We start from the raw sequence: 26,302 nt of genomic DNA, 5'->3' as shown, positions 1-26,302 counted from the left end.
CTGGTGGCGGTCGGACGCCCACCGTACCCAGCGCGCCGCGCGGTTCACCCCTTCGCGTTCGCCCACTCGCGCTGCTTCACCAGATCGGCCTTCACCTCGGCGAGCTGGTCGGCCACCGCGCTCGGTGCCGTGCCGCCCCGGCCGCTGCGGGCGGCGAGCGCGCCGGGCACGTTCAGCACGCCGCGCACCTCGGGTGTCAGGTGCGCGGAGATCGCGGCGAACTGCTCGTCGCTCAGCTCGTCCAGCTCGACGCCGGTGCGTTCGCACTCCTTGACGCACTCCCCCGCCACCTCGTGCGCGACGCGGAACGGTACGCCCTGCTTGACCAGCCACTCGGCCACGTCGGTGGCGAGCGAGAACCCGGCCGGGGCCAGCTCGGCCATGCGCTCGCGGTGGACGGTGAGCGTGGCCATCATGCCGGTGAAGGCGGGGAGCAGGATCTCCAGCTGGTCGCAGGAGTCGAAGACGGGCTCCTTGTCCTCCTGCAGATCGCGGTTGTAGGCCAGCGGCAGGGCCTTGAGCGTGGCCAGCAGCCCCGTCAGGTTGCCGATGAGCCGCCCGGACTTGCCGCGCGCCAGCTCCGCGATGTCCGGGTTCTTCTTCTGCGGCATGATCGAGGAGCCGGTGGAGAAGGCGTCGTGCAGGGTGACGAAGGAGAACTCCTTCGTGTTCCAGATGATGACCTCCTCGGCGATGCGGGAGAGATCGACGCCGATCATGGCGGTGACGAAGGCGAACTCGGCGACGAAGTCGCGGGAGGCGGTGCCGTCGATGGAGTTGGCCGCCGAGCCGCGCTCGAACCCGAGATCGGCGGCGACGGCGCGGGGGTCCAGGCCGAGCGAGGACCCGGCCAGCGCGCCGGAGCCGTAGGGCGAGACGGCGGTGCGCTCGTCCCACTGCCGCAGCCGCTCCGCGTTGCGGCCGAGCGCCTGCACGTGTGCGAGCACGTGGTGGGCGAACAGCACCGGCTGGGCGTGCTGGAGGTGGGTGCGGCCGGGCATCGCGACGTCCGGGTGGGCCTCGGCGAGCCCGGTCAGCGCCTCCTGGAGGTCGGTGAGCAGGCCGCCGATGATCCGGGCGTGGTCGCGCAGGTACATGCGGAACAGGGTGGCCACCTGGTCGTTGCGCGAGCGTCCGGCGCGCAGCTTGCCGCCCAGGTCCGGGCCGATCCGCTCCAGCAGGCCGCGCTCCAGCGCGGTGTGCACGTCCTCGTCGGCGAGGGTGCCGGTGAAGCCGCCGTCGGCGACGTCGGCCTCCAGCCGGTCGAGCCCGGCGAGCATGCGCTCCAGCTCGTCGGCGGTCAGCAGCCCGGCGCCGTGCAGCACGCGGGCGTGGGCGCGGGACCCGGCGATGTCGTAGGGGGCGAGACGCCAGTCGAAGTGGACGGAGGCGCTGAGTTTGGCCAGCGCCTCGGACGGCCCGTCGGCGAACCGGCCGCCCCACAGCCGCAGGTCGCCGCTTTCGCCCTGTGCCGCGCCGTTGCTCATCGCTCTCTTCGCTCCTTGCGTGCGTACCTGCTCGAACGGGCCTGCCGCTGGCGGACGGTGGTGTCCGGCCGTGGGGTGTGACGCCGCCGTCCCGCCCACGGCAGCGGGGCGGGACGGCGGTGGTGTGCCCGGGCGGGGCCCGGAGCGCAGGTTACTGCGCCAGGTCCCGCTTGGCGGCGATCTTGCTGGACATGCCGAAGATCTCGATGAAGCCCTTGGACAGCGACTGGTCGAAAGTGTCGCCGCTGTCGTAGGTGGCCAGGTTGAAGTCGTACAGCGACGCCTCCGAGCGCCGCCCGGTGACGACGGCCCGGCCCCCGTGCAGCGTCATCCGGATGTCGCCGCTCACGTGGGCGTTGGCCTCGTTGATGAAGCCGTCCAGCGCGCGCTTGAGCGGGGAGAACCACAGGCCGTCGTAGACCAGCTCGCCCCACCGCTGCTCGACCTGGCGCTTGTAACGCGCCAGCTCCCGCTCGACGGTGACGTTCTCCAGCTCCTGGTGGGCGGTGATCAGCGCGATGGCACCGGGCGCCTCGTACACCTCACGCGACTTGATGCCCACCAGCCGGTCCTCGACCATGTCGATCCGGCCCACGCCCTGCACCCCGGCCCGCTCGTTGAGCTGCTGGATCGCCTGCAGGACGGTGACGGGCTTACCGTCGATCGCGACCGGCACGCCCTCCTTGAAGGTGATGACCACCTCGTCGGCCGCACGCTGGGTGGCCGGGTTCTCGGTGTACTCGTAGACGTCCTCGATGGGCGCGTTCCAGATGTCCTCCAGGAACCCGGTCTCCACGGCCCGTCCGAAGACGTTCTGGTCGATCGAGTACGGGGACTTCTTCGTCGTCGCGATCGGGAGGTTCTTCTCCTCGCAGAACGCGATCGCCTTGTCCCGCGTCATGGCGTAGTCCCGTACCGGGGCGATGCAGGTCAGCTCGGGGGCCAGCGAGGAGATCCCGGCCTCGAACCGGACCTGGTCGTTGCCCTTGCCCGTGCAGCCGTGCGCCACGGTCGTCGCGCCGTGCTTCTTGGCGGCGGCCACCAGGTGCTTGACGATCACCGGCCGGGAGAGCGCGGAGACCAGCGGGTACCGGTCCATGTAGAGGGCGTTGGCCTTCAGGGCGGGGAGGCAGTACTCGTCGGCGAACTCCTCCCTGGCGTCGGCGACCTCGGCCTCGACGGCCCCGCAGTCGAGCGCGCGCTTGCGGATGACGTCCAGGTCCTCTCCGCCCTGACCGACATCCACGGCGACGGCGACGACCTCGGCCTCGGTCTCCTCGGCGATCCAGCCGATGCAGACGGAGGTGTCCAGGCCGCCGGAGTAGGCGAGTACGACGCGCTCGGTCACGGGATTCTCCTTACGATCCATACGGCGACAGGTATAAGTATGCATCCCTCCGTATGGTTCGTCAACGCGGACCCGTCACCCCGCCGCGGCCCGTCCGTTCGCCTGCGGTCATGCTGGCCCCATGGGGAAAACACACGACCGCATATCCGAACGGCTGCGGACCTTCATCGAGGAGCAGCCGGTCTTCTTCACCGCGACGGCCCCGCTGGCCTGTGACGGCACGGTCAACCTGTCGCCCAAGGGCCTGCGCGGCTCGCTCGCCGTGCTGGACGAGCTGACGGTGGCCTACCTCGACTTCGCGGGCAGCAACGCGGAAACCGTCGCCCACCTGCGCGAGAACGGGCGCATCACCCTGATGTGGTGCGCGTTCTCCGGGCCGCCGAACATCGTGCGCGTGCACGGGCGGGGCGAGCCGGTGTTTCGCGACGACCCGCGCTTCCCCCAGCTGCTGGAACGCTTCCCCGGCATCGACGCCACCCAGCACGGGCTGCGAGCGATCATCGTCGTCCACGCGGAGCTCATCCGCGACACCTGCGGCTACGCGGTGCCGTTCATGACCTACGACGAGGACCGGACGCTGCACGGGTCGCGCTTCGCGCGCGAGACGGACGCCACGCTGGACGCGTACTTCGCGAAGAAGGAGCACGTCGCCACCAGCCTCGACGGCCTCCCGGGCCTGCCGCTGCCGCTCCCGCCGAGCCCCTGAGCCGGGCCGGAGACGACGCACCCGCGCGGCGGGACAGCGACCAGGGGCCGGGGTCACCACCCGGTTTCGGGGAACCGGTTTCGGGGAAAGGGGCTGGGGCTCAGCGGTTGCGCTGGGCCAGGCGCAGCAGGTGGTCGGCCAGGGCCTGGCCCCCGTCCGGGGAACGGCTGATCAGCAGCAGCGTGTCGTCACCCGCGATCGTGCCGATGATCTCGTGCACCCCGGCCTGGTCGATCGCGGAGGCGAAGAACTGCGCCGCGCCCGGCGGGGTCCGCAGTACGACCAGGTTCGCGGACGCCTCCGCGGAGATCATCAGCTCCCCGGCCAGCCGCGCCATGCGCGCCTCGCTCGCCGACTCCCCCAGCGGCGCACGCGGCGTGCGGTCGCCGCCCTCGCCGGGGACGGCGTAGATCAGCTCGCCCCCGGTGTTGCGGATCTTCACCGCGCCCAGCTCGTCGAGGTCGCGGGAGAGCGTGGCCTGGGTGACGGACAGGCCGTCGTCGGCGAGGAGCTTGGCCAGCTGGCTCTGCGAACGCACCGGCTGCCGGCCGAGGATGTCCACGATCCGCCGGTGCCGGGCCGTCCGCGTCTGCGGAACGGACTGGCCGTTCACCTGCTCCTCGCTCATCGTCACTCTCCGGCTCGTCGGGACGGTGCTGGATCGGCCGCGTCAAGGATCGCGGGGAGCGCGCGGATCAGGGCGTCCGCCTCGCCGTCGCTGACGATGAGCGGCGGCGCCAGCCGGATGACGTCCGGGGCGACGGCGTTCACCAGGAAACCCGCGTCCTGAGCCGCCCGCTGGACACCGGCGGCGGCCGGTTCGGTGAGCACGATACCCAGCAGTAGCCCGGCGCCGCGTACCCGGTCGATCAGCGGGTGGCGCACCGACCCGATCCCCTCGCGCAGTCGGGCGCCGACGCGCGTCACGTGACCGAGCAGACCGTCGGCGGCGAGGGTGTCCAGGACGGCGAGGCCCGCCGCGCACGCCACCGGGTTGCCGCCGAAGGTGGAGCCGTGCTGACCGGGTGTCAGCAGCCGGGCCGCCGCACCGAAGGCGAGCGTCGCGCCGATCGGCAGGCCGCCGCCGAGGCCCTTGGCGAGGGTGATGACATCCGGTTCGACGCCCTGCGCCTGGCTGGCGAACCAGTGGCCGGTACGGCCGATGCCGGTCTGGATCTCGTCCACGACGAGCAGGGTGCCCGTCGCGCGGGTGATCTCGCGGGCCGCGGCGAGGTAACCCACGGGCGGGACGACGACACCGTTCTCCCCCTGTACGGGTTCGACGACGAACAACGCGGTCTCCTTGGTCACCGCCGCGCGCAGCGCCTCGACGTCACCGTACGGGACGTGGGTGACCTCCCCGGCCAGCGGGCGGAACGGCTCTCGCTTCTGCGGCTGCCCGGTGAGCGCGAGCGCGCCCATGGTGCGGCCGTGGAAGCCTCCCTCGGTGGCCACCATGTGCGGGCGTCCGGTGCGCCGGCCGATCTTGACGGCGGCCTCGACCGCCTCCGCGCCAGAGTTGCAGAAGTACACCGCGCCCGGCCGTCCGGCCAGTTCCAGCAGCCGTTCGGCCAGCGCCACGGGCGGCTCGGCCACGAAGAGGTTGGAGACGTGGGAGAGGGTGGCCACCTGATCGGATACGGCGCGGACGACGGCCGGGTGCCCGGTGCCCAGCGCGTTGACGGCGATGCCGCCGACGAAGTCCAGGTACTCCTTGCCGTCGGCGTCCCACAGCTTCGTGCCCTCGCCTCGGGTGAGCGGGATGCGGGGCGTGCCGTAAGTGTCCATCAGGACGCCCTGCCACCGCTGGGTGAGTGCGGCGTTGCTCATGCCAGTTCCCCCTCCGCGTCCCCGGCGGATGCGCCGTCGGGGACGACCATCGTGCCGATTCCCTCGTCTGTGAAGATCTCCAGCAGGATCGCGTGCTGCACCCGGCCGTCGATGACGCGCGCGGTACGCACGCCACCGCGCACGGCGTGCAGGCAGCCCTCCATCTTGGGCACCATGCCGCTGGCCAGGCCGGGCAGCAGCTTCTCCAGCTCGCTGACGGTGAGCTTGCTGATCACGTCGTCGCTGTGCGGCCAGTCCGCGTACAGGCCCTCGACGTCGGTGAGGACCATCAGCGTCTCCGCCTTCAGCGCGGCGGCGAGCGCGGCGGCGGCGGTGTCGGCGTTGACGTTGTACACGTGGTGGTCGTCGGCGCTGCGGGCGATGGAAGAGATGACCGGGATGCGCCCGTCGTCCAGCAGGGCGCGCACGGCACCGGTCTCGATGGCGGTGACGTCACCGACGCGGCCGATGTCCACGCGCTCGCCGTCCACGTCGGCCCAGCGCTTGGTGGCCGTCATCAGGTGGGCGTCCTCACCCGTCATGCCGACGGCGAGCGCGCCGTGCCGGTTGAGCAGGCCGACGAGTTCGCGCTGCACCTGCCCGGCCAGCACCATGCGCACCACGTCCATCGTCTCCGGCGTGGTCACGCGCAGACCGGCCCTGAACTCGGAGGTCAGGCCCAGCTTCTCCAGCTGGGCGCTGATCTGCGGGCCGCCGCCGTGCACGACCACGGGGCGCAGCCCGGCGTGCCGCAGGAAGACCACGTCCTGGGCGAACGCGGCTTTGAGTTCCTCGTCCACCATGGCGTTGCCGCCGAACTTGATGACGACCGTCTTGCCGTGGTGGCGGGTGAGCCAGGGCAGCGCCTCGATGAGGGTGCGGGCCTTGGGCAGGGCGGTGTGTTTGCGAGTGCTCATGACCTCAGCGATTCGAAGCGGTTCAGGTGGAGTAGGCGCTGTTCTCGTGGACGTAGTCGGCGGTGAGGTCGTTGGTCCAGATCACGGCCGCGTGCGGACCGGCCGCGAGGTCGGCGGTGACGCGCACCTCGCGGTAGCGCATGTCCACCAGCTCGCGGTCCTCGCCGGCGGAGCCGTTCTTGCACACCCACACGCCGTTGATGGCGACGTTCAGCTGGTCTGGCTCGAAGGTGGCGTCGGTGGTGCCGATGGCGGAGAGCACCCGGCCCCAGTTGGGGTCCTCGCCGTGCAGGGCGCACTTGAGCAGGTTGCTGCGGGCGATGGTGCGGCCGACGGTGACGGCCTCGTCCTCGCTGGCGGCGTTCACCACCTCGATCCGGATGTCCTTGGAGGCGCCCTCGGCGTCCCGGATCAGCTGCTGGCCCAGGTCGTCGCAGACGGTACGGACGGCCTCGGCGAACTCGTCGGCCTCCGGAATCACCCCGGAGGCGCCGGAGGCGAGCAACAGCACGGTGTCGTTGGTGGACATGCAGCCGTCGGAGTCCACGCGGTCGAACGTGGTGCGGGTGGCGGCCCGCAGGGCGGCGTCCAGCTGCCCGGCGGGCACGTCGGCGTCGGTGGTGAGGACGACGAGCATGGTGGCCAGGCCCGGCGCCAGCATGCCCGCGCCCTTGGCCATACCGCCCACGACGTAGCCGCTGCCCTCGGCGACGGCGGTCTTGTGCACGGTGTCGGTGGTCTTGATGGCGATAGCCGCCTTCTCCCCGCCGTGCGCGGACAGCGCGTCGGCGGCCGTGCGCACGCCGGGCAGCAGCTTGTCCATGGGCAGCCGGACGCCGATCAGCCCGGTGGAGGCGACGGCGACCTCGCCCGCGCTGTGCCCGAGCACCCCGGCGACCTCCTCGGCCGTCGCGTGCGTGTCCTGGAACCCCAGCGGGCCGGTGCAGGCGTTGGCGCCGCCGGAGTTCAGCACGACGGCGGAGACCCGGCCGCCGGAGACCACCTGCCGCGTCCACAGCACCGGCGCGGCCTGCACGCGGTTGCTGGTGAAGACCCCCGCAGCGGCCTGGCTCGGCCCCGTGTTCACGACTAGCGCGAGGTCCGGGCCACCGCTCTCCTTGATCCCGGCCGCGACACCCGCCGCCGTGAACCCCTTCGCCGCCGTCACGCTCACAGCTTCTCTCCGTTCGCTTCTCCGCCCGCGCAACTCAGCGGCGCGGCCATCGTCTCCGGCTGCGGCCCGGCGGTTGCGCGTGCGACGCTCACAGCTTCTCTCCGTTCGCTTCTCCGCCCGCTGGGCCGCTCCTGCCCGTGGGCGGGCAAGGAGGGATCAACGGCGCGGCCATCGTCTCCGGCTGCGGCCCGGCGGTCGCGCGTGCGACGCTCATGGGGCCACCCCGATCGTGGAAAGGCCCAGCTCCTCGGTCAGCCCGAGGGCGATGTTCATGCTCTGCACCGCGCCGCCAGCGGTGCCCTTGGTGAGGTTGTCGATAGCGCTGACGGCGATGACGCGGCCCGCGTCCGCGTCGAACGCGACCTGCACGTGCGCGGCGTTGGCACCCACGACGTGGGCGGTGGCGGGCCACTGGCCGGCTGGCAGCAGCCGCACGAACGGCTCGTCGGCGAACGCCTTGGCGTACGCCTCGCGCAGCGCTTCCGCGGTGACGCCGGGCCGGGCCTTCGCCGAGCAGGTGGCCAGGATGCCGCGCGGCATCGGCGCGAGCGTGGGCGTGAAGGAGACGCTGACCGGCTCCCCCGCCACCGCGCTGAGGTTCTGCGCCATCTCCGGGGTGTGCCGGTGCCCGCCCCCCACGCCGTAGGGGCTCATCGAGCCCATGACTTCGCTGCCCAGCAGATGCGGCTTGAGCGCCTTGCCTGCCCCGGAGGTTCCGGTGGCGGCCACGATCACGGCCTCGGGCTCGGCGAGCGAGGCCGCGTAGGCGGGGAACAGCGCGAGCGAGACGGCCGTCGGGTAGCAGCCGGGGACCGCGATACGCCGGGTCCCTCGCAGCGCGTCCCGGGCCCCGGGCAGCTCGGGCAGGCCGTAGGGCCAGGTACCGGCGTGCGGGGTGCCGTAGAAGCGGTTCCAGGCGTCGGCCTCGGCCAGGCGGAAGTCAGCGCCGCAGTCCACGATGAGCACGTCCTCGCCCAGTTGCTCGGCCACCGCGGCGGACTGCCCGTGCGGCAGCGCGAGGAACACCACGTCGTGCCCGGCCAGCGTCTCGACGTCGGTGGCTCGCAGTACCCGGTCAGCCAGCGGCGTGAGCTGCGGCTGCACCTCACCGAGCGGCCGCCCGGCGTTGGAGTTCGCCGTCAGCGCCCCGAGGCGCACCTCGGGGTGCCCGGCCAGCAGCCTGAGCAGCTCACCGCCCGCGTACCCACTGGCTCCCGCCACCGCAACGCTTACCGCCATCGCTCCTCCTTCTCGATAGCATGACCATACGGAGCAAGGCAGTTTTATGCAATGCTTTCCAGTACGGTACTTCCGCGCCGGGTGGCCGTGCCGCAGGCGGGGGACGGCCACCCGGCGCGGGTGGGGACGGGAGCGGAAGTGGGCCAGGTGGCACCGCCTCCGCGGCGTGGGGTCAGTCCGTGGGCTCGGTGGATTCGCCCTCGCTGTCGTAGTCCTCGGCCTCGCGGCGTTCCTTCTCCTCGGCCAGTCGCTGTGCCTCGGCGAGGTCGGGCGCCTCGGTCTGCGGCGGCAGGTCAGGCGTCAGGGGTTCTTCCTGTTCACTCATGGCGGGGCGTGTACCCGGTTGGCCCGGGTTCAGACGGTCGCGACCGACGCGCACACCGTGAGCAGGGCTGGGGTCAGGTCATCGTCAGGGACCAGTCTCCGGCGCGGCCGGTGAGGGTGGTGACGGAGAGGGGCTGGATGTCGAGGTGCCAGTACGGCGCCGGAGTGGCCGTCAGCGCATGGCAGAGTACGGCGCGCACGACGTCTGGCTCGGCGACGGCGACGATCCAGCCGTCCTCCTCCCACGGCCGCGTGTCCAGCCACATCCCCACCCGGGAGACGAACGCGGCCAGCGACTCGCCGCCGTGCGGCGCCGCGTGCGGATCACCGAGCCACGTGGCGACGGCATCCGGCTCACCGGCGGTGACCTCACGCAGGGTGCGGCCGTGCCAGCGGCCCATGTCGCAGTCGCGCAGGGCGGGTTGGGCGAGCGGGGTCAGGCCGAGCGCGCGGCCGGTCTCACGGCAGCCCAGCGACGGCGAGCAGTAGCGCAGTTCGGCTCCGGCCAGGGAGACCAGCGCGGGAGCGGCACGCTGGACGGCGCGCCACCCCGTGGGGTCCAGCGGCCGGTCGTCGTCGAACCGGGCGTCGAGCAGGGGGGCGCTCCGGGCGGCGGCGAGCAGCGACAGACGAGCGCGCATTGCGTGATGGTAGAACCACAGGCGCGTTTGTTCGACACCCAGCATTCCTGAGTGACAAACGTGCGCCCTACGCGACGCCCAGGGCACGGCGGGTGGCGTGCTCGGGGTCGCGCGGCGGGCTGACTTACGGCGCTGGTGGTGGGCAGGCGGTGCGCAACCGGGCCACGCCCTCGGCCAGTTCGGCCGTGCTGGCCGGGGAGGCGATCGACAACCGCAGGTAGGGCGCGGGCGGTTCGGCGGCGAAGTAGGCACGTCCGGGCGCGACGGCGACGCCCGCCCGCAGTGCGGCGGCTGTCACGGCGGTCTCGTCGCTGCCCGGTGGCAGCCGCAGCCACAGGTGGAAGCCGCCTCGCGGCACCTGCTCCGGGACGAGGTGCGGCAGCTGCTCGGCGAGCGCGCGGAGCGCGGCGGTGCGGCGGGCACGCAGCTCGGCGCCGATGGTGCGCAGGTGGCGCGGCCAGGCCGGGGCGCCGACGAGCTCCAGCGCCGCTTCCTGTAGCGGCCGGGGCACGAAGAAGCTGTCCACGATCTGAATGGCGCGCAGGCGTTCCAGCACGGGGCCGCGCGCGGCGATGGCGCCGACGCGCAGGCTGGGTGAGGTCGCCTTCGTCAGGGAGCGGATATGGACGACAACGCCGTCCGGGTCCTCGGCGGCCAGGGTCGGCGGCAGCGGCCCGGCGTCCTCGTGGGCGAGGTGGCGGGCGTAGTCGTCCTCGATGATGAACGCCCCGGCCGCACGGGCGGCGGCGAGCACGTCGGCCCGCCGGCCGGGGGCGAGGACCGCGCCCGTGGGGTTGTGGAACAGCGGTTGACACACGAACACCCGGGCTCCGCTGGCGCGCAGCGCGTCGGCCAGCAGTTCGGGGCGCACCCCGTCGGTGTCGGCCGGGACGGGCACGGGGCGCAGGCCGGACGCGCGGGCGACGGCCAGCAGCCCGGGGTAGGTCGGCGACTCCACGAGCACGGGCGCCCCGGGTGGCGCCAGCGCGCGCAGGGCGGTGGTGATGGCGCTCTGGCCCCCGCCGGTGACCAGCACGTCGGCGCCGGTACGGGTACCGCCGGGGCCGCTGATCTCGCGGGCGAACCAGGTGCGCAGCTCGGGCAGCCCCTCCAGGGGCGGCAGCTGCCACGCGTCGGGCCGCCGCCCGGCGCGGGCAAGCGCCGCGGCCAGGGGGCGTTCCGGGCGGAGCGCGGCGGGCAGGTAGCCGCCGTGCAGCGCGAGGACGCCGGGTCCTGGGGCGGTGAGCGTGGTCAGCAGCCCGGTGGCGTCCACCGTGCGCGGCACCTGGTCGGCGGCGGGCTCGGCGCTCAGCGCGACCTCCTGCCACGAGGTGTCCCCGGGCGCCGGGGCCGGGGAAGCGGTGGCGAGGTCGGCGCGGAAGGCACCGGCGCCCGGACGGGTGACGACCAGCCCTTCCGCCGCCAGCTGGCCCAGCGCGCGGCTGACGGTGACCGGGCTGACGCGGAAGCGCTCCGTCAGCGCCCGGCTGGAGGGCAGACGCGCGCCGACCGGGTAGCGCTCCACCTCCGCGCGGAGCGCACTGGCCAGTTCCGCGATACTGCTACTGTGACTCATGAGAGCACAGGATAGCGCTACTGCCGAAGCCGCGATAGCGGTCCCCGCGCACCCACCGGCGGACGGCCCTGTTCCCGCCAGCGTTCCCGCCAGTGGTGCCGCCACCGCAGCCAGCACCGCACCCACCGCTGACCCAGCCCACACCGAAAGCATCCCGGTGGACGGCAACGCGGCCGCTGGGGGCGGCGACGGGGCACCCGGCGGCGGCACAACTCGCGGCCGGGGCGCGGCACGGGTCAGCACGCGTGGCGCCGTCTTCGCCGGGCTGGGCGTCACGGCCTTCTCGCTGACGTTCCCGGGCACCGCCTGGGCGCTGGAGGGCCTGGGTCCGTGGTCGGTGACCGCCTGCCGCACCGCGCTGGCCGGTCTGCTGGCCCTCGGCTGCCTGCTCGCCTGGCGTGCGCCGCTGCCCAGGCGGCGCCACTGGCCGGGCCTGGCGGTCGTGGCCGCAGGCGTCGTCGTCGGCTTCCCGCTGCTGACGACGCTGGCCCTGGGCACGACGAGCACCGCGCACGCCGCCGTCGTGGTGGGCCTGCTGCCGCTGACGACGGCCGCGTACAGCACCTGGAGGCAGCGCACCCGGCACCGGTGGCCCTTCTGGGCGGCGGCGGTCGCCGGGGCCGTGGTCGTCGTCGGATTCGCCCTGCGGGACGGCGGCGGTGGCCTCACCGGGGCCGACGGCTTCCTGTTCGCCGCTCTGCTCGTCTGCGCCGCCGGGTACGGCGAGGGTGGGCGGCTGGCCCGCGAACTGCCCGGCGCCCACGTCATCGGCTGGGCCCTGGTGCTGTGCCTGCCCCTGGCCGTGCCCGCGGCAGTGCTGACGCTGGCCGTGGAGCCGGTGCAGCTCAGCGCCCGGTCCGTGGCGGGCCTGCTGTGGCTGGTGGCCGGGTCCCAGTGGTTCGGGCTGGCCGCCTGGTACCGGGGCATGGGCATGATCGGCGTGGGCCGGGCCAGCCAGCTCCAGCTGGCGCAGCCGCTGCTGACGCTGGTGTGGGCGGTGCTCCTGCTGGGCGAGGAACCGGGCGCGCTGGCCCCCGTCGCGGCGGTGGCCGTCCTGGCGTGCATCGCCGTCACGCAACGCACAGCCCCCGTCGGCGCTGCCGGGCCGACGCGGGCCGCACGCCGCGCCCGGGGCCGCGATCGGACCTAGACTGGCAGCCGGAGGAAGCGGGACGAGTCAGGCACGCGGAGGGTATGCCATGCACGCGGAAAAGGGCGACAAATTGCTGGTGCACGGTCGGGTCGTCGGTCAGCACGATCGCACCGCGGAGATCGTGGAGGTCCTGGGCACCAAGGGCGAACCGCCGTATCGGGTGCGGTTCGAGGACGGCCACGAGACGCTGATCTCCCCTGGCCCCGACTCGGTGGTGCGGCACCCGAAGGGCGACTGACGGCGTTCACCTGAAGCGGGGCCCGGCCACCACCTTGGCCGGGCCCCGCCGCGTCAGCGGTAGTGGTCGTCCACCACGCGCGTCATGGCGCCGAGCGGATCGGCGCTGACGTGCCGGGCCGAGTAGAAGATGTGGCCCGCGACCTGGGCGTAGTCGGCGGCGAACGTCAGGTGGCGGGAGAGTTCGGCCGGGTCGTGCCAGGCGGCGGGCTGGCCCTTGGCGCCCACCTTGTACAGCGCCTCGCCGAGGTACAGGTCCACGCCCGCGCCCCGGCAGACGGCGTTCCACCACGGCACCAGCTTGGCGTAGTCGGCGGCGGCGAAGCCCAGGTGCCAGTAGACCTGCGGGGCGATGTAATCCAGCCAGCCTTCGCGGACCCAGCGCCGGGTGTCGGCGTAGAGGTCGTCGTAGGTCTCGACGCCGCCACGGGTCTCGGAGCCCGCCGGGTCGGTGGAGGCGTTGCGCCAGATGCCGAACGGGCTCACGCCGAAGCGCGCGTTGGGCCGCACCCGGCGCAGCCGCTCGCCCGCCTCGCGCACCAGCAGGTTGACGTTGTGCCGCCGCCAGTCGCCGCGGTCGGCGAAGCCGCCGCCGTGTGCGCGGTACGCGGCGTCGTCGTCGAACCTCTGCCCGGCGACGGGGTAGGGGTAGAAGTAGTCGTCCCAGTGGACGCCGTCCACGGCGTAGCGCTCGACGGCGTCGAACATGGCGTCCTGGACGAACCGGCGCACCGCGGGCAGCCCGGGGTTGTAGTACAGCTTGCCGCCGTAGGGCACCAGCCAGCCGCGGTTCCGGCGCGCGGGGTGGTCGGCGACGAGCCGGGAGACCTCACCGTGGTTGGCCACCCGGTAGGGGTTGAACCAGGCGTGCAGGGCGAGACCGCGCCGGTGTGCCTCGTGGACGGCGAAGCCCAGCGGGTCCCAGCCCGGGTCGCGGCCCTGGACGCCGGTGAGCCAGGCGGACCAGGGCTCGTGGGGTGAGGGCCACAGCGCGTCGGCGGTGGGCCGCACCTGGAAGAACACCGCGTTCAGCCGCCGCCGGACGGCCACGTCGAGCAGGGCGGTCAGCTCGCGCTGCTGGGCGTCGGGGTTGACGCCCCGCGTGCGCGGCCAGTCGATCGTCTCCACCGTGGCGATCCACATGCCGCGCAGGCCGGTACCGCGCCATCCGCCGCCGGGGGTGCCGCTGGCGGCGTCGGCGGTGGCCAGCGCGCTGGAGAGCGCACCGGCGGCCACCGCGGCGAAGGCCCGTCGGGTCAGGTGTCCCATGGTGCTCCCTTGCCTCGCAGGAGCGTGACGCGCGCGCCACACCGTGTGATCGGCCCCAGCATGCACGCCGGGCCCGGGCCGGTGCGGCACAGACACGGATTCCGGGCCGGGCGCGGCGAAGTGGACGCCCGGCGGTCACCACAATGGCGGACGGCGGTAACGTCAGCGGCACAGGCGCCGCGGCCCCCACCCACGCGGCCCGTGCGCCGCGACCGGGACGAGAACAGCGAAAGGCACGATGTGACCGACATCGAACGCGTCGGAGTGGTCGGCTGTGGCCAGATGGGCGCCGGAATCGCCGAGGTGTGCGCACGGGCCGGGCTTGAGGTGACGGTCGCCGAGACCACCGGGGAGGCGCTGGAGCTGGGCCGTACCCGGCTGGTGAACTCCCTGGACCGGGCGGCCGGACGCGGCAAGATCACCGAGGCGGAGCGGGACGCCACGCTGGACCGCCTCGCCTTCACCACGGACCTGGGCGAGTTCGCCGACCGCGATCTGGTGATCGAGGCCGTGGTGGAAAGCGAGCAGGTCAAGACGGAGATCTTCCAGGTGCTCGACCAGGTCGTGACCCGGCCGGACGCCATCTTGGCCTCCAACACCTCCTCGATCCCGCTGGTGAAGCTGGCCGTGGCCACCTCGCGCCCGGACCAGGTCATCGGTATCCACTTCTTCAACCCCGCGCCCGTCCAGCAGCTGGTGGAGCTGATCCCCGCGCTGACGACGAGCGAGGAGACCGTCACCCGGGCCGAGTCCGTGGTGGGCAAGGTGCTGGGCAAGCACGCGATCCGCGCGCAGGACCGCTCGGGCTTCGTCGTCAACGCCCTGCTGATCCCCTACCTGCTGTCGGCGATCCGGATGTTCGAGTCCGGCACCGCGAGCCGGGAGGACATCGACAACGGCATGGAGATGGGCTGCGCCCACCCGATGGGCCCGCTCAAGCTCGCCGACCTCATCGGTCTGGACACGGTGTCCTCCGTAGCCGACTCGATGTACGAGGAGTTCAAGGAGCCGCTGTACGCCGCTCCCCCGCTGCTCCAGCGCATGGTGGACGCCGGGCGGCTGGGCCGTAAGACCGGCGCCGGGTTCTACCCGTACAGCTGAGGCCGCACACGCCGAAGGGGGCGGCTCCCGCACCGGGAGCCGCCCCCTTCGGGCTGTCTCAGCCGCGCAGTTCCGCACCGGTGCGCGTCACCGCGGCGGCCACCGCGGCGTCGCGGGCGGCGGACGCCTCCTCGGCGGTCAGCGTGCGGTCACTCGCGCGGAACCGCAGGGCGTAGGCGAGCGACTTGCGGCCCGCGCCCAGCTGCTCACCGGTGAAGACGTCGAACAGGCGCAGCGACTCCAGCAGTTCGCCCGCCCCCTCGCGCAGCGCCGCCTCGACGTCGGCGGCCGGGACGCCACTGTCCACCACCAAAGCCACATCCCGGGTGGCGACGGGGAACGTGGACACGTGCGGCGCCCGCACGGCCCCGGTCGCGGCCCGCTCCAGCACGTCAAGATCCAGCTCCATGGCGCAGGTGCGCGGCGGCAGCTGGAGCGCCTTCGTCACCCGGGGGTGCAGCTCACCGGCGTGGCCGACGAGCGTGCGCTCCCCGGCGACGTCGGCATACAGCGCGGCGCAGCGGCCCGGGTGCCAGGGCGCGTGCTGGTCGGCGACGGCCTCCAGGCGCACCCCGGCCTCGCGGGCGACCAGCCGGGCCGCCTCGACCGCGTCGGCCCAGATGGCCGGGCGGGCCGGACCCCACCAGCCGGCCCGCTCGCACGCACCGGCGAGGACGGCGGCGGCGTGGCGCGGCTGCCGGGGCAGCGAGGCGTCCTGGGCGGCCAGCTCCGCGTCGGTGGGCCGGGCGTCCACCCCGAGCCGGATGGCGGGCTGCTCCTGGCCGGTCGGCCGGAACACCAGGCCGGTCTCGAACAGCGCCAGGTCGTGGCTGCCGCGGCCGTCGTTGCGGCGCAGCGTGGCCAGCAGGCCCGGCAGCAGCGTGGTGCGCAGCGCCGGTTCCTCGTCGGAGAGCGGGTTCAGCAGCCGGGTGGTGCGGCGGCGGGCGTCGTCGGCGGGCAGGCCCAGCTTGTCGAAGACGGCCTCGCCGAGGAACGGGTAGTTCGGCGCCTCGACGTAACCGGCTCCGGCCAGCGCGCGGCCCACGCGGCGGTGCAGCCGCTGGCGGTCGGTCAGGCCGCGTCCGGCGGGGGGCCGGGGCAGGGTGGAGGGCAGGTTCTCGTAGCCCTCCAGCCGGATGACCTCCTCGGCGAGGTCGTTGGGATCGGTGAGGTCGGGCCGCCAGCTGGGGACCGTGACGGTCAGCTCGTCGGTGCCCGCCACGTCGCAGCCCACCTGCTGGAGGCGGCGCACCACGGTCTCCCAGCCGTAGGTCACGCCCGCCACCTGGTCGGGGTGGTCGGCGGCGAGGGTGATAGCGCGGGGCTCGGTGGCGTGGCGCACCTCGGTCACTCCGGCCTCGGCGGTGGCGCCCGCGAGCAGCACCAGCAGGTCGGCGGCGCGCTGGGCGGCCGCGGCGGCGGCCTGCGGGTCCACGCCGCGCTCGAAGCGCCGGGACGCCTCGGAAGACAGCTTGTGCCGCCGCGCGGTGCGGGCGATGGTGACCGCGTCGAAATGGGCGGCCTCGATGACGATCTCGCGGGTGCCCTCGCCGTCGCCGGTGCCCGGTCCGGCGTCGGCGATCTCGGTGCTGGCGCCGCCCATCACCCCGGCCAGGCCGATGGGCCCGGCGTCGTCGGCGATGATCAGGTCCTCGGCGTCCAGCACCCGCTTGACGCCGTCGAGCGTGACGATCTTCTCGCCCGGCTCGGCCCGGCGCACGGCGATCGCGCCCTCGATGCGGGAGCGGTCGTAGGCGTGCAGCGGCTGGCCGAGTTCGAGCATCACGTAGTTGGTGATGTCCACGGCGAGGGAAATCGGCCGCATCCCGGCCTTTTGCAGGCGCCGCCGCAGCCAGATCGGCGAGCGGGCCTCGGGGCGGACGCCAGTGACGGCGCGGGCGGTGAACCGGTCGCACACGGCGGGGTCGGCGACCTCGACGGCGGGGCCGTACTCGCCCGGCGCGGTGACGTCCAGCAGCGCCGGGTCACGCAGCGGCAGACCGTAGGCGGTGGCCGCCTCACGCGCGATACCGCGCAGGGACAGGCAATAGCCGCGGTCGGGGGTGACGGCGATGTCCAGCACCTCGTCCACCAGCTGGAGCAGTTCGATCGCGTCGGTGCCCGGCTCGTACTCGGGCGGGAGCACGATGATGCCGTCGTGGTCCTCGCCCATGCCGAGTTCGGCGGCGGAGCAGATCATGCCCTCGGAGAGCTTGCCGTAGGTACGGCGCGCGGAGATCGCGAAGTTGCCGGGCAGCACCGCGCCGGGCAGCACGACGACGACCTTGTCGCCGACGGCGAAGTTGCGGGCGCCGCAGACGAGGTTCTGTGGCTCGCCGGTGCCGTTGGCCTGGCCGACATCGACCTGGCAGTAGCGGATCGGCTTCTTGAACTCCGTCAGCTCCTCGATGGCGAGGACCTTGCCGACCACGAGCGGCCCGGACAGGCCGGTGCCGAGCTGATCGACGGTCTCGACCTCCAGGCCAGCCGCGATGAGCTTGGCGGCGACGTCCCGGCCGGTCTCACCGGCCGGGAGGTCGACGTACTCCCGCAGCCAGGAAAGCGGGGCGCGCATCAGATCTCCGTTCCGAAGGGCCGGGTGAAGCGCACGTCACCTTCGACCATGTCTCGCATGTCCTCGACGTTGTGGCGGAACATCAGCATCCGCTCGATGCCGAACCCGAAGGCGAAGCCGCTGTACTGGTCCGGGTCAACGCCGCAGGCGCGCAGCACCCGGGGGTTGACCATGCCGCAGCCGCCCAGCTCGATCCAGCCCTCGGAGGAGCAGGTGCGGCAGGGCCGCTGCGGGTCGCCCACCGACGCGCCCCGGCAGACGTAGCAGACCATGTCCATCTCGGCGGACGGCTCGGTGAAGGGGAAGTAGCTCGGGCGCAGCCGCGTGCTCATGTCCGCGCCGAACAGCTCGCGCACCATGTGGTCGAGCGTGCCCTTGAGGTCGGCCATCGTCAGGCCCTCGTCGATGGCGATGAGCTCCACCTGGTGGAAGACCGGGGTGTGGGTGGCGTCCAGCTCGTCGGTGCGGAACACGCGGCCGGGGCAGATCACGTACACCGGCAGCTCGCGGCTGAGCAGCGCACGGGCCTGCACCGGGGAGGTGTGCGTGCGCAGGACGACGCCGGACTCCTCGGCGGCGTCCTTACCAGCGTTCTTGGCGCCGTCCGCCTGGGGACTGGCGCCCGCGACGAAGAAGGTGTCCTGGGTGGTGCGCGCCGGGTGGTCCGGGCCGATGTTGAGCGCGTCGAAGTTGAACCACTCGGTCTCGGCCTCGGTGCCCTCGGCGACCTCGTAGCCCATCGCGACGAAGACGTCCTCGATGCGCTCCATGAGCGTGGTGAGGGGGTGGCGGGCGCCCGCGGGCTGCCGGTCGTGGGGCAGCGTGACGTCCACGGCCTCCTCGACCAGGACGCGCTCGTCGCGCTCGGCCTCCAGCTCCTCCTGGCGCTGCCCCAGGGCCTTGCCGACCGCGCCGCGCGCGGCGCCGACGCGCTTGCCCGCGTCCGCCTTGGCGTGCGGCGGCAGGGCGCCGATCTCGCGGTTGGCCAGCGCGAGCGGGGAGCGGTCACCGCTGTGGGCGACCTTCACCTCGCGGAGCGCGTCAAGGCTGTCGGCCGCGGCGATCGCGGCCAGTGCCTCATCCCGCGCGCGGTCGATCGCTTCCGGTTTCAGTGCCTCGACCTCGACAGGGTCGTACGACTTGTTGGGTGCCGACATCTCTTCCCGTGCTTCCGATTGGCTGCCGCCTGTGCGCTGGGCGCGACGTGCCCCTATCTGCTGTCTGCGGCTGTCCGCTTCTTTGCCTGCGACGGCGTGTCTGCGACGGCGTGCCGCTGTCTGCGCCCTGGCACCGCCGCGACACCGCGCGGAGCAGGCGTCAAGGGTGCCAGGCACGAGTCTACGGGGCGGGGCATCGTGGCATGGACGCGGAGCAGCCCGTGGTGATCTTTCACGGCTTCCTCCTGGCCTGACGCGGTGTGCCGGGTCAGGCCAGGACGGCCGGGACCCCCACGGGCAGGGTAAAGCGGAACTCGGCCCCGCCCGCCCGCGAGCGGCCCACCGTGATCGTCCCGCCGTGCGCCTCGACGATGCCCTTGACGATGTACAGGCCCAGCCCCGTGCCGCCCCGGCGGCTGCCCCGCCAGAAGCGGGTGAACACGCGGCTCATCGACTCCTCCGGGATGCCCGGGCCTTCGTCGCTCACGGTGACGGTCACTCCTTCGGGGACGGCCCGCGTGGGTTCGGCGGGGCCGACTTCGATGGTGACGGTTCCCTCGCCGTGGCGCACCGCGTTTTCCAGCAGGTTGCCCAGCACCTGGTCGATCTTGTCGGCGTCCGCCCACAGCGGCGGCAGCGGCTCGCTGACCAGGTAGGCGAACCGCCGTGCCAGCTCTCCCGTGCACAGGTGGCTCTCGATGTGGTGGGAGATGGCGGCAGCCAGGTCCACGGGCTCCTTGCGCAGCTCCAGGCGGCCGGAGTCGATGCGCGAGATGTCCAGCAGCTCGGCGATGAGCCGGTGGATGCGGTCGGCGTCGGCATCGACGGTCTCCAGCATCAGCCGCTTCTGGTCGTCGGTGAAACGTTCCCACTTGTCCAGCAGCGTCTTGGTGAAACCCTTCACCGAGGTCAGCGGCGACCGCAGCTCGTGCGCGACGACGGCGATCAGTTCGGCGTGCTGCCGCTCGCCGCGCCGACGCGCCTCGGTGCCGCGCAGCGTCACGACCAGGCGCCGCAGTGGCCCGCCGGGGGTGGCGCGGACGTAGTTCGCGGACACCAGCACCTCGCCTCCGGGCAGCAACAGGTTCCGCTCCGGCTGCCCGCGCCGGATGGCGGGACCGCCGTAGGGGTCGGTGAGCTGCCACCACATGCGGCCGTTCGTGTCCTGCAACGGCAGCACGCGCTCGATCCGGCGGCCCAGCGCCGCACTGGCGCGCTGCGCGGTGATGCGGGCGGCGGCGGCGTTGAAGACGACGACGCGGCCGTGCTCGTCGGCGACGACGAGCCCGTCGGGCAGGTCGTCCGGGGCCAGCCCCAGCCAGGCCGGGTCCCACCCGTCCATCCCGCTCACCCCCTGCTCGGCGCTCCGCTCTCCGGGCGAACCCTACGCGCGTTGCGCCGCCCGAGCTAGCCGAACGTGGTCACTTGGACACAGCGACACCACGGCGGTGCCGGGCGGGGAGCATCGCGCCACGGCGGCGAGGGTCTGGCCGGACGCGGCGGCAGGCACCACGGCGTACGGCCGAGGGCGCGCTACGCACGCTGGGCGCGGGCGCTGGCGTAGAGGCAGACGGCGGCGGCCGTGGCGAGGTTCAGCGACTCGGCGCGGCCGTGGATGGGGACACGGACGACCGCGTCGCACCGCTCCCGCGTCGGCTCCGGCAGGCCCCACGCCTCGTTGCCGAAGACCCAGGCCGTCGGCCCGCTCATCGCGCCCCGGTCGAGCTCGTCGTCCAGGTCCTCCTCCCCCGCCCCGTCCGCCGCCAGGACGCGCAGGCCATGGGCGCGCAGCCCGGTGACGGCCTCCTCGACGGGGACGCCGACGGCCACCGGCAGGTGGAACAGCGAGCCCGCCGAGGCGCGCACCGACTTGGGGTTGTAGAGGTCCACGGAGGCGTCGGTGAGGACGACGGCGTCGGCGCCGGCGGCGTCCGCGCAGCGCAGCACCGTACCGGCGTTGCCGGGGTCGCGGACGTGGGCGAGGACGGCGACGAGGCGGGGCCGGGCGGCGAGCACGGTCTCGAACGGCGTGTGCAGGAAGTGGCAGACGCCGATGAGGCCCTGCGGGGTGACGGTCTGGGCGATGTCGGCCATCGTCGCGTCGGAGGCCAGGAGCACGCGCGCACCGGCCGCCCGCGCGGCGGCGACGATGCCGGCATAGCGCCGGGCGGCGTCCTCGGTGGCGAACAGGTCCGTGAGCGTGGGAGCCCCGTCGGCGCCCCGGTGCGCGGCGGCCTCCCGGACCGCCTGCGGGCCCTCGGCGAGGAACCGCCGCTCCTTGCCGCGCGTGGCGCGCCGCGTCAGACGGCGGGCGAAGGCGACACGGGGGTTGCGCGGGGAGATCAGCTCGGCGGTGCCCATGGCTGCGGTGGTCTCGCTTCGGTCGTCAGTGGTCGGCGCGGTGGTACGTCATCTTGGCGGCCGGGCGGCGCGGACGGCGGGCCGGGTACGCCCGGCGGCCCGGACCCGGCGTCCGGTCCCGCAGGCCCGGACAAGCGGCGGACCCGCAGGCCCGGGCGGCCTGCGGGTCCGGCTGACGCGGGCGGGCTCAGGCGGCCTTCGGCGCGTTGACGTCGCTCGGCAGCGCCTTCTGGGCCACCTCGACGAGCGCGGCGAACGCGTTCGGGTCGTTGACCGCGAGGTCGGCGAGGATCTTGCGGTCCACGTCCACCTGGGCGGCCTTCAGGCCCTGGATGAAGCGGTTGTAGGTCATGCCGTTGGCGCGGGCAGCGGCGTTGATGCGCTGAATCCACAGCTGACGGAAGTCGCCCTTGCGCTTCTTGCGGTCGTTGTAGTTGTAGACGAAGGAGTGGGTGACCTGCTCCTTCGCCTTGCGGTACAGGCGCGAGCGCTGGCCGCGGTAGCCGCTGGCCTGCTCCAGGATCGCCCGGCGCTTCTTGTGGGCGTTGACTGCCCGCTTGACGCGTGCCACGTGTTAACTCCTTGTAGCGGGGCCGCGTTTCACGCGCGCGGCCCGGACATTCGATGGGGTACCGGTCGGGACCCGGCCCGTTCGCGCCCGGGGCGCGGCACGGGACGGCGGCTCACTTGCCGAGAAGCTTCTTGATCTTCTTGGCGTCGGCCGGGGCCATCTCGGTCTTGCCCGCAAGACGGCGCGTCAGCGTCGACGGCTTGTGCTCGAGAAGGTGGCGGCGACCCGCGCGCTGGCGCATCACCTTGCCGGAGCCGGTGATCTTGAAGCGCTTGCTCGCACCGCTGTGCGTCTTGTTCTTCGGCATGTCGCCGTGTCACTCCTCGTGATGGCGTTCCCGTCGTCCGCGCTCCGGGGCGGTGACGCGGGCAGGCGGGAACGTCAGCTGGTTCGGTTGGACTGCGCCGGAGCGGTACTCCGGGTGAGGCTCACGCCTCGGCGGTCTCTTCGGCGGTCTCCTCGGCAGGCGCCTCGGCCACCTGGCCGCCGCCGCGCAGGGCCTCCTTGCGGGCGGCCTGCGCCTGGCGGGCTTCCGCCATGGCCTCGGTCTTCTTCTTGTGCGGGCCGAGCACCATGATCATGTTGCGGCCGTCCTGCTTGGGGTTGGACTCCACGAAGCCCAGGTCCTGGACGTCCTCGGCGAGCCGCTGGAGCAGTCGGAAGCCCAGCTCGGGGCGGGACTGCTCGCGACCACGGAACATAATCGTGATCTTGACCTTGTCACCCTGCTTGAGGAACCGGACGACGTGACCCTTCTTGGTGTCGTAGTCGTGCGGATCGATCTTCGGCCGGAGCTTCATCTCCTTGATGACCGTGTGCGCCTGGTTCTTGCGCGCCTCACGGGCCTTCATGGCCGACTCGTACTTGAACTTCCCGTAGTCCATGAGCTTGCACACCGGAGGCCGCGCGTTCGCGGCCACCTCGACGAGGTCGAGGTCGTACTCCTGAGCGAGCTCCAGGGCCTTGGCGAGCGGCACAATGCCGACCTGCTCGCCACTGGGACCGACGAGTCGCACCTCGGGGACGCGAATCCGGTCGTTGATGCGGGGCTCGGCGCTGATGGGGCCTCCTAGGTAGCACCTCGCAGCTGCCTGGCGGACAGCCGCGTCACGTGTCAATGGGTGAGACCGCCCCGTCATGAGCGCGACGTGAGAAACGCCCCGGACGGGACACAAGACGGGGCTCCGCACAGACCGGGAGCACCGCCACGGACACCGCGGGGCGCGACCTGACCTTTGACCCGCCAGCCCTCGGGGCCGGTACGGGTGGGAGTTCGGAGCCTCCACTTGCGGGCCGGGCATCGTCACCACTGCGTCACTGCTGAGAGCGGGGAGACGTCCGGCCGGTCGCCGTCCATGTTACACGAGTGCGGCGCCCCTTGTCCCGGGCTGCTCACCCCTGCTCCCGGGCGCCCACGGCGGCCCGCCTAGGCTGGTCATCGCCCCGCAGCTGACAGCAGAAAGCGAACCACGATGACCGACGCCGCCGCCTCCCCGCTCCCGGACGAGCCCGCCTCCGGCCAGCAGTCCGCCGCCCCGGGGCCCGACTTCGACACCGTGACCCGGGACATCGCCGACGTCCCGGCGGTGGAGGTCATCACCACGGTCGCCGTCCACCTGATGAGCGCCGCCGCGGTGAATCTGGGGCTGGCCGAGGAGGGCGAGCAGCACAAGGACCTGGACGAGGCGCGCAAGCTGATCCAGGCGCTGGCCGGACTGGTCACCGCGAGCGCCACCGAGATCGGCTCCTACCACGCGGCTCCGCTGCGGGACGGGCTGAAGTCGCTGCAGCTCGCCTTCCGGGAGGCTTCGGCCGTCCCGGACGAGCCGGGTCAGGGCCCGGGCGAGAAGTTCACCGGCCCGGTGTACGGCTGAACAGCGGCTCGCCCGGCAGCGCGGTGCCGGGCGGCAGCAGGGCCAGCTCCAGGCCGCGCACCAGGTGCTCGCGCAGCACCGGGTCGGCGGCCAGAGCGCGGGCGATGCGAGCGGCCACCGCGCGCGGCTGGGCACCGTCCGTCAGCCGCAGCGCGAGGGTGCCGTCCGCGCTGCCGCCCGGCGTCAGGTGAGCGCTGAGCACGCCTTCGTCGGCGGCGACCACCGCGCGCACCGCGCCGGTGACGGCGGCCCGGGCCAGCGGCTCCCCCGGGCGGGAGTGACCGGCGGCCAGGGCCCGCAGCGCGGAGCCGGTGAGCTGATAGGTGACGGGACCGGCCATATCGAGGACCAGGGTGTCGGCCTGCTCGTGTGCGGCGGCCTGGAGCGCCCGCGCGAAGGGCACGGCGACCGGACGGGCGTCCGCCTGCCAGCGGGCGAGAGTCTGGGTGGAGCTGAACACCGGCAGCGCGCGGCGTCCGCCGGGGGCGGTGAGCGTGGGCACCGCCATGTCGCTGGTCTTCTCGCGCCGCAGCCCGTCCGGGCCACTCTCGGCCTCCCCCAGCACCGCGACGACCGGGACGAGCAGCCGGGCACCGGGCAGGGCGTCGAGCACCTGGGGTTCGGCGCCACGGTCGGCCGCGTAGGCGGCGAGCGCGCGGGCGAGCGCGGGATCGGCCGAGCCGTCGTCGTCGGCGAAACCGGGGTCCGGGATGTTCTTGAGCGCCACGCGACGAGGGTAGCCCGCGCCCCTCAGCTCCGGCGGGGCGGGCGGCCCCTCAGGTAGAGGCCCACGGCGGCGGCGGTGAACAGCACGCCCAGCACACCCGCCCCGACGGCGGGCCAGAGTCCGGGCGGCCCCCCGGCCGGGCCGGGACCGCTGCCGAAGTACTCGGCGGCGTACGCCGGGCTCGGCGGACGGTGGGGCTGCGGGTCGAGCGTCCCGGCCAGCTCCAGGGCGGCCGCCGCGTTCACCACGCCGGTGCCCAGCGCGTCGCTGCGCCCGCCGGCCGGGGTGTGGGCGGCGGTGTCCGCGAGGACCTGCTTGAGCTGCGCGGGGCTCAGCTCGGGGTGAGCAGAGCGCACCAGGGCCACGACGCCGGAGACGGCGGCAGCCGCCGCGCTGGTGCCCCACCCCTGGTAGTAGCGCCGGTCGGGGTCCGCTATCACCACGTCCTGGCCCGGGGCGGCGACGGTGGCGTACCAGCGGCGGGTGGAGAAGGGGGTACGCACGCCGTAGCGGTCCACGGCGGTGACGGCGATGACACCCGGGTAGGCGGCCGGGTAGGACACCGGGTCGCCCTCCTCACCGCCGTTGCCCGCCGAGGCCACCACCACGGCGCCCTTGCTCAGGGCGTAGCGGACGGCGGCGTCCTCGGCCGGGTCGGGGTGGGCGGAGGCGCTGTCGTCGCCGAGGGAGAGGTTGATGACGTCGGCGCCGTGGTCCACGGCCCAGCGGATGCCTTCGGCGAGCGCGCTGGGGCCGGATGCCTCGCGGGCCTGGTCGCGCGCGGGGTCGGCCTCTTCCAGCAGGACGCGCACCGGCAGGACGCGCGCCTGTGGTGCGATGCCGATGACGCCCTCCGCGCGGTCCGCGCCGTGGCCGCGGGCCGCGATGATCCCGGCCATGGCGGTGCCGTGCCGGGCCCACGCCTCGTCACCGGGCTCAGCGCCGAAGCCGACGATGTCCTTGCCCTCCAGCACGGCGCCCTGGAGATCGGGGTGACCGGCGTCCACTCCGGTGTCCAGCACCGCCACGGTCACCCCCGCGCCCCGCGTGGTCTCCCACGCCTCCCGGGCGCTGAGCGTCTCCAGGCTCCACTGGCGGTCGCGGATGCCGTCGGCGTACGCGGCCGGTCCGGTGACCGGGGAGAGCAGGGCCAGCAGGACGGCGCTGACCAGGGCCAGCGCCCGGGCGAGCGCACGGGGGAAGGTGGCGGGCGTCGGCGGCCGGGTCATCGGTCCTCCCGCGCGGCGCGGGCGGCGGCGTCCCGCAGGCCGTCCTCGGTCAGGTCGGCGACGGACTGGGCGGCGTGCCCCAGACCAGCCTGGGCGGCGGCCGAGGTCTCACCGTCGCGGACGGCTTCGGTGGCGGGCTGCGGCGCGGTGGCCGGGCGTCCGTCGCCGAAACCGGTGACGGCGTAGACGACGACCGGCAGGTCCGTGCGCACCCGCACGGTCCACGTGACGCGCTGCGCGTCCCCGAAGCCGGCGCTGGGGGTGCCGCGCACGGCGTAGGTGCGGGGCATGAGGTCGGTACGCGCGCCGAGGTCCTCCTCGGTGAACCGCTGCCGCAGCTCCGTCATGCCCGCGCGGTCGGCCTTGGTGAAGACGGCACCGACGGTGGTCACGCTGGAGGAGGTCTCGTCCACGTACGTGGCGCGCAGCAGCCGCTCGCACCCGACCGGCGCCAGGGCCTTGGCGAGCAGTTCGTCGAACGCCTCGGCGCACCCGCTGTCCGGGGCGACGGCGACTCGTATCCATACCCGGTCGGCGCCGCCGGGCCCGGCGTTCGCACCGTCCAGGGTGCGCGGGAACAGCTCGTCCACGGGGACGGTGTGCCACAGGTCGCGGGCGCTGGTGAACGTCTCGGCCGCGCTGGGCGGGCCGCTGGTGCCGCTGGTCAGCCAGGCCCCGGTAGCGGCGCCGCCGAGCAGGCCGACGCCGAGCACGAGGCACAGGGCGGCGGCGGCCGTGCGGACGCGGCTGCGGCGCGGCCGGGCGGCGGGCGGCAGCGGGGCCGCCGGTTCCGGCGGCAGCGACCG

At 73.6% G+C, this 26,302-nt stretch carries 26 protein-coding genes; 5 read left to right on the top strand and 21 right to left on the bottom strand.

Annotated features, from left to right (window positions below; translation table 11 throughout):
* Positions 1-44: 44 nt before the first annotated feature.
* Together argH and JJV70_RS18630 are read right to left on the bottom strand one after the other, a co-directional pair.
* Positions 45-1,487 carry an argininosuccinate lyase gene (argH, locus tag JJV70_RS18635; protein ID WP_219049160.1) on the bottom strand — a complete coding sequence of 481 codons (1,443 nt, stop codon included), beginning with the start codon at positions 1,485-1,487 and terminating at the stop codon, positions 45-47.
* Between the two features lie 151 nt (positions 1,488-1,638).
* Positions 1,639-2,835 (bottom strand): argininosuccinate synthase, encoded by a 1,197-nt coding sequence (locus tag JJV70_RS18630; protein WP_219049159.1) that lies wholly within the window; start codon positions 2,833-2,835, stop codon positions 1,639-1,641.
* 121 nt (positions 2,836-2,956) lie between these two features.
* Here JJV70_RS18630 and JJV70_RS18625 point away from each other — a divergent pair, with 121 nt between their 5' ends.
* Entirely contained in the window at positions 2,957-3,541 is a 585-nt protein-coding gene (locus JJV70_RS18625) for a pyridoxamine 5'-phosphate oxidase family protein (RefSeq protein WP_219049158.1), read from the top strand.
* Positions 3,542-3,641: 100 nt separating this feature from the next.
* Here the strand turns inward: JJV70_RS18625 and JJV70_RS18620 are convergent, their stop codons facing one another.
* The 8 genes from JJV70_RS18620 to JJV70_RS18585 form a co-directional block, all read right to left on the bottom strand.
* Positions 3,642-4,169, bottom strand: a complete 528-nt coding sequence (locus JJV70_RS18620) for an arginine repressor (RefSeq protein WP_219049157.1) — start codon at positions 4,167-4,169, stop codon at positions 3,642-3,644.
* Positions 4,170-4,171: 2 nt separating this feature from the next.
* A complete protein-coding gene (locus JJV70_RS18615) occupies positions 4,172-5,371 on the bottom strand; it encodes an acetylornithine transaminase (RefSeq protein WP_219049156.1) in 1,200 nt (399 codons plus the stop codon).
* Positions 5,368-6,288 (bottom strand): acetylglutamate kinase, encoded by a 921-nt coding sequence (argB, locus tag JJV70_RS18610; protein WP_219049155.1) that lies wholly within the window; start codon positions 6,286-6,288, stop codon positions 5,368-5,370. The genes JJV70_RS18615 and argB overlap by 4 nt, the downstream gene beginning before the upstream one ends.
* A 22-nt stretch (positions 6,289-6,310) precedes the next feature.
* The gene (gene argJ, locus JJV70_RS18605) at positions 6,311-7,462 is read right to left on the bottom strand and encodes a bifunctional glutamate N-acetyltransferase/amino-acid acetyltransferase ArgJ (RefSeq protein ID WP_219049154.1); all 1,152 of its coding nucleotides are present in this window, start codon (positions 7,460-7,462) and stop codon (positions 6,311-6,313) included.
* Positions 7,463-7,672: 210 nt separating this feature from the next.
* Positions 7,673-8,701 (bottom strand): N-acetyl-gamma-glutamyl-phosphate reductase, encoded by a 1,029-nt coding sequence (gene argC, locus JJV70_RS18600; protein WP_219049153.1) that lies wholly within the window; start codon positions 8,699-8,701, stop codon positions 7,673-7,675.
* Positions 8,702-8,873: 172 nt separating this feature from the next.
* Complete coding sequence (locus JJV70_RS18595) at positions 8,874-9,026, bottom strand: hypothetical protein (RefSeq protein WP_219049152.1); 153 nt, start codon at positions 9,024-9,026, stop codon at positions 8,874-8,876.
* Between the two features lie 73 nt (positions 9,027-9,099).
* Positions 9,100-9,666: a histidine phosphatase family protein gene (locus JJV70_RS18590; protein ID WP_219049151.1), complete on the bottom strand. Its 567-nt coding sequence runs from the start codon at positions 9,664-9,666 to the stop codon at positions 9,100-9,102.
* A gap of 124 nt (positions 9,667-9,790) precedes the next feature.
* A complete protein-coding gene (locus tag JJV70_RS18585) occupies positions 9,791-11,242 on the bottom strand; it encodes a PLP-dependent aminotransferase family protein (RefSeq protein ID WP_219049150.1) in 1,452 nt (483 codons plus the stop codon).
* On the opposite strand from JJV70_RS18585, the gene JJV70_RS18580 reads away from it, so the two are divergent.
* Positions 11,241-12,392, top strand: a complete 1,152-nt coding sequence (locus JJV70_RS18580) for a DMT family transporter (protein ID WP_219049149.1) — start codon at positions 11,241-11,243, stop codon at positions 12,390-12,392. The two genes, JJV70_RS18585 and JJV70_RS18580, sit on opposite strands and share 2 nt — an antisense overlap.
* Positions 12,393-12,441: 49 nt before the next feature.
* Positions 12,442-12,633 (top strand): DUF1918 domain-containing protein, encoded by a 192-nt coding sequence (locus JJV70_RS18575; protein WP_219049148.1) that lies wholly within the window; start codon positions 12,442-12,444, stop codon positions 12,631-12,633.
* 53 nt (positions 12,634-12,686) lie between these two features.
* Here JJV70_RS18575 and JJV70_RS18570 read toward each other — a convergent pair whose 3' ends face one another.
* Positions 12,687-13,901 carry a glycoside hydrolase family 10 protein gene (locus JJV70_RS18570; RefSeq protein WP_219049147.1) on the bottom strand — a complete coding sequence of 405 codons (1,215 nt, stop codon included), beginning with the start codon at positions 13,899-13,901 and terminating at the stop codon, positions 12,687-12,689.
* 240 nt (positions 13,902-14,141) lie between these two features.
* On the opposite strand from JJV70_RS18570, the gene JJV70_RS18565 reads away from it, so the two are divergent.
* Positions 14,142-15,002 (top strand): 3-hydroxybutyryl-CoA dehydrogenase, encoded by an 861-nt coding sequence (locus JJV70_RS18565; RefSeq protein WP_219049146.1) that lies wholly within the window; start codon positions 14,142-14,144, stop codon positions 15,000-15,002.
* A gap of 58 nt (positions 15,003-15,060) precedes the next feature.
* Here JJV70_RS18565 and pheT read toward each other — a convergent pair whose 3' ends face one another.
* The 7 genes from pheT to infC form a co-directional block, all read right to left on the bottom strand.
* Complete coding sequence (gene pheT / locus JJV70_RS18560; protein WP_219049145.1) at positions 15,061-17,577, bottom strand: phenylalanine--tRNA ligase subunit beta; 2,517 nt, start codon at positions 17,575-17,577, stop codon at positions 15,061-15,063.
* Entirely contained in the window at positions 17,577-18,734 is a 1,158-nt protein-coding gene (gene pheS / locus JJV70_RS18555; RefSeq protein ID WP_219049144.1) for a phenylalanine--tRNA ligase subunit alpha, read from the bottom strand. Before pheS ends, pheT begins: the two co-directional genes overlap by 1 nt.
* Positions 18,735-19,002: 268 nt before the next feature.
* Positions 19,003-20,076, bottom strand: a complete 1,074-nt coding sequence (locus JJV70_RS18550; RefSeq protein ID WP_219049143.1) for an ATP-binding protein — start codon at positions 20,074-20,076, stop codon at positions 19,003-19,005.
* Positions 20,077-20,267: 191 nt separating this feature from the next.
* Positions 20,268-21,095 (bottom strand): RNA methyltransferase, encoded by an 828-nt coding sequence (locus JJV70_RS18545; protein ID WP_219049142.1) that lies wholly within the window; start codon positions 21,093-21,095, stop codon positions 20,268-20,270.
* Positions 21,096-21,282: 187 nt separating this feature from the next.
* Entirely contained in the window at positions 21,283-21,666 is a 384-nt protein-coding gene (rplT, locus tag JJV70_RS18540) for a 50S ribosomal protein L20 (protein ID WP_219049141.1), read from the bottom strand.
* A 112-nt stretch (positions 21,667-21,778) separates the two neighbouring features.
* On the bottom strand, positions 21,779-21,973 hold the full coding sequence (gene rpmI, locus JJV70_RS18535) for a 50S ribosomal protein L35 (protein WP_093850868.1): 195 nt from the start codon (positions 21,971-21,973) through the stop codon (positions 21,779-21,781).
* 121 nt (positions 21,974-22,094) lie between these two features.
* Positions 22,095-22,805 (bottom strand): translation initiation factor IF-3, encoded by a 711-nt coding sequence (gene infC / locus JJV70_RS18530; RefSeq protein WP_219049140.1) that lies wholly within the window; start codon positions 22,803-22,805, stop codon positions 22,095-22,097.
* A gap of 333 nt (positions 22,806-23,138) precedes the next feature.
* Between infC and JJV70_RS18525 the strand changes: the two genes are divergently transcribed.
* The gene (locus JJV70_RS18525; protein ID WP_219049139.1) at positions 23,139-23,540 is read left to right on the top strand and encodes a DUF1844 domain-containing protein; all 402 of its coding nucleotides are present in this window, start codon (positions 23,139-23,141) and stop codon (positions 23,538-23,540) included.
* Here JJV70_RS18525 and JJV70_RS18520 read toward each other — a convergent pair.
* Genes JJV70_RS18520 through JJV70_RS18510 form a run of 3 tightly spaced genes read right to left on the bottom strand, consistent with a single transcriptional unit; the run spans position 23,518 to position 26,296 of the window.
* Positions 23,518-24,267 carry an SseB family protein gene (locus JJV70_RS18520; protein ID WP_219049138.1) on the bottom strand — a complete coding sequence of 250 codons (750 nt, stop codon included), beginning with the start codon at positions 24,265-24,267 and terminating at the stop codon, positions 23,518-23,520. The two genes, JJV70_RS18525 and JJV70_RS18520, sit on opposite strands and share 23 nt — an antisense overlap.
* A 23-nt stretch (positions 24,268-24,290) precedes the next feature.
* A complete protein-coding gene (gene mycP, locus JJV70_RS18515) occupies positions 24,291-25,496 on the bottom strand; it encodes a type VII secretion-associated serine protease mycosin (RefSeq protein ID WP_219049137.1) in 1,206 nt (401 codons plus the stop codon).
* Entirely contained in the window at positions 25,493-26,296 is an 804-nt protein-coding gene (locus tag JJV70_RS18510; protein ID WP_257574197.1) for a hypothetical protein, read from the bottom strand. Before JJV70_RS18510 ends, mycP begins: the two co-directional genes overlap by 4 nt.
* Positions 26,297-26,302 lie beyond the last annotated feature (6 nt).

The sequence above is a fragment of the Streptomyces sp. JJ66 genome, from assembly GCF_019303495.1.
Taxonomy (GTDB): domain Bacteria; phylum Actinomycetota; class Actinomycetes; order Streptomycetales; family Streptomycetaceae; genus Streptomyces.
Note: the sequence above shows the minus strand (reverse complement) of the source record. Positions and strands in the feature narration are given on the sequence as shown.

Coding starts and splice junctions, on each gene's coding strand:
- argH (WP_219049160.1), bottom strand. CDS start 1,487: ATGAGCAACGGCGCGGCACAGGGCGAAAGCGGCGACCTGCGGCTGTGG.
- JJV70_RS18625 (WP_219049158.1), top strand. CDS start 2,957: ATGGGGAAAACACACGACCGCATATCCGAACGGCTGCGGACCTTCATC.
- JJV70_RS18620 (WP_219049157.1), bottom strand. CDS start 4,169: ATGAGCGAGGAGCAGGTGAACGGCCAGTCCGTTCCGCAGACGCGGACG.
- JJV70_RS18615 (WP_219049156.1), bottom strand. CDS start 5,371: ATGAGCAACGCCGCACTCACCCAGCGGTGGCAGGGCGTCCTGATGGAC.
- argB (WP_219049155.1), bottom strand. CDS start 6,288: ATGAGCACTCGCAAACACACCGCCCTGCCCAAGGCCCGCACCCTCATC.
- argC (WP_219049153.1), bottom strand. CDS start 8,701: ATGGCGGTAAGCGTTGCGGTGGCGGGAGCCAGTGGGTACGCGGGCGGT.
- JJV70_RS18595 (WP_219049152.1), bottom strand. CDS start 9,026: ATGAGTGAACAGGAAGAACCCCTGACGCCTGACCTGCCGCCGCAGACC.
- JJV70_RS18590 (WP_219049151.1), bottom strand. CDS start 9,666: ATGCGCGCTCGTCTGTCGCTGCTCGCCGCCGCCCGGAGCGCCCCCCTG.
- JJV70_RS18580 (WP_219049149.1), top strand. CDS start 11,241: ATGAGAGCACAGGATAGCGCTACTGCCGAAGCCGCGATAGCGGTCCCC.
- JJV70_RS18585 (WP_219049150.1), bottom strand. CDS start 11,242: ATGAGTCACAGTAGCAGTATCGCGGAACTGGCCAGTGCGCTCCGCGCG.
- JJV70_RS18575 (WP_219049148.1), top strand. CDS start 12,442: ATGCACGCGGAAAAGGGCGACAAATTGCTGGTGCACGGTCGGGTCGTC.
- JJV70_RS18570 (WP_219049147.1), bottom strand. CDS start 13,901: ATGGGACACCTGACCCGACGGGCCTTCGCCGCGGTGGCCGCCGGTGCG.
- pheT (WP_219049145.1), bottom strand. CDS start 17,577: ATGCGCGCCCCGCTTTCCTGGCTGCGGGAGTACGTCGACCTCCCGGCC.
- pheS (WP_219049144.1), bottom strand. CDS start 18,734: ATGTCGGCACCCAACAAGTCGTACGACCCTGTCGAGGTCGAGGCACTG.
- JJV70_RS18550 (WP_219049143.1), bottom strand. CDS start 20,076: ATGGACGGGTGGGACCCGGCCTGGCTGGGGCTGGCCCCGGACGACCTG.
- JJV70_RS18545 (WP_219049142.1), bottom strand. CDS start 21,095: ATGGGCACCGCCGAGCTGATCTCCCCGCGCAACCCCCGTGTCGCCTTC.
- rpmI (WP_093850868.1), bottom strand. CDS start 21,973: ATGCCGAAGAACAAGACGCACAGCGGTGCGAGCAAGCGCTTCAAGATC.
- infC (WP_219049140.1), bottom strand. CDS start 22,805: ATGACGGGGCGGTCTCACCCATTGACACGTGACGCGGCTGTCCGCCAG.
- JJV70_RS18525 (WP_219049139.1), top strand. CDS start 23,139: ATGACCGACGCCGCCGCCTCCCCGCTCCCGGACGAGCCCGCCTCCGGC.
- mycP (WP_219049137.1), bottom strand. CDS start 25,496: ATGACCCGGCCGCCGACGCCCGCCACCTTCCCCCGTGCGCTCGCCCGG.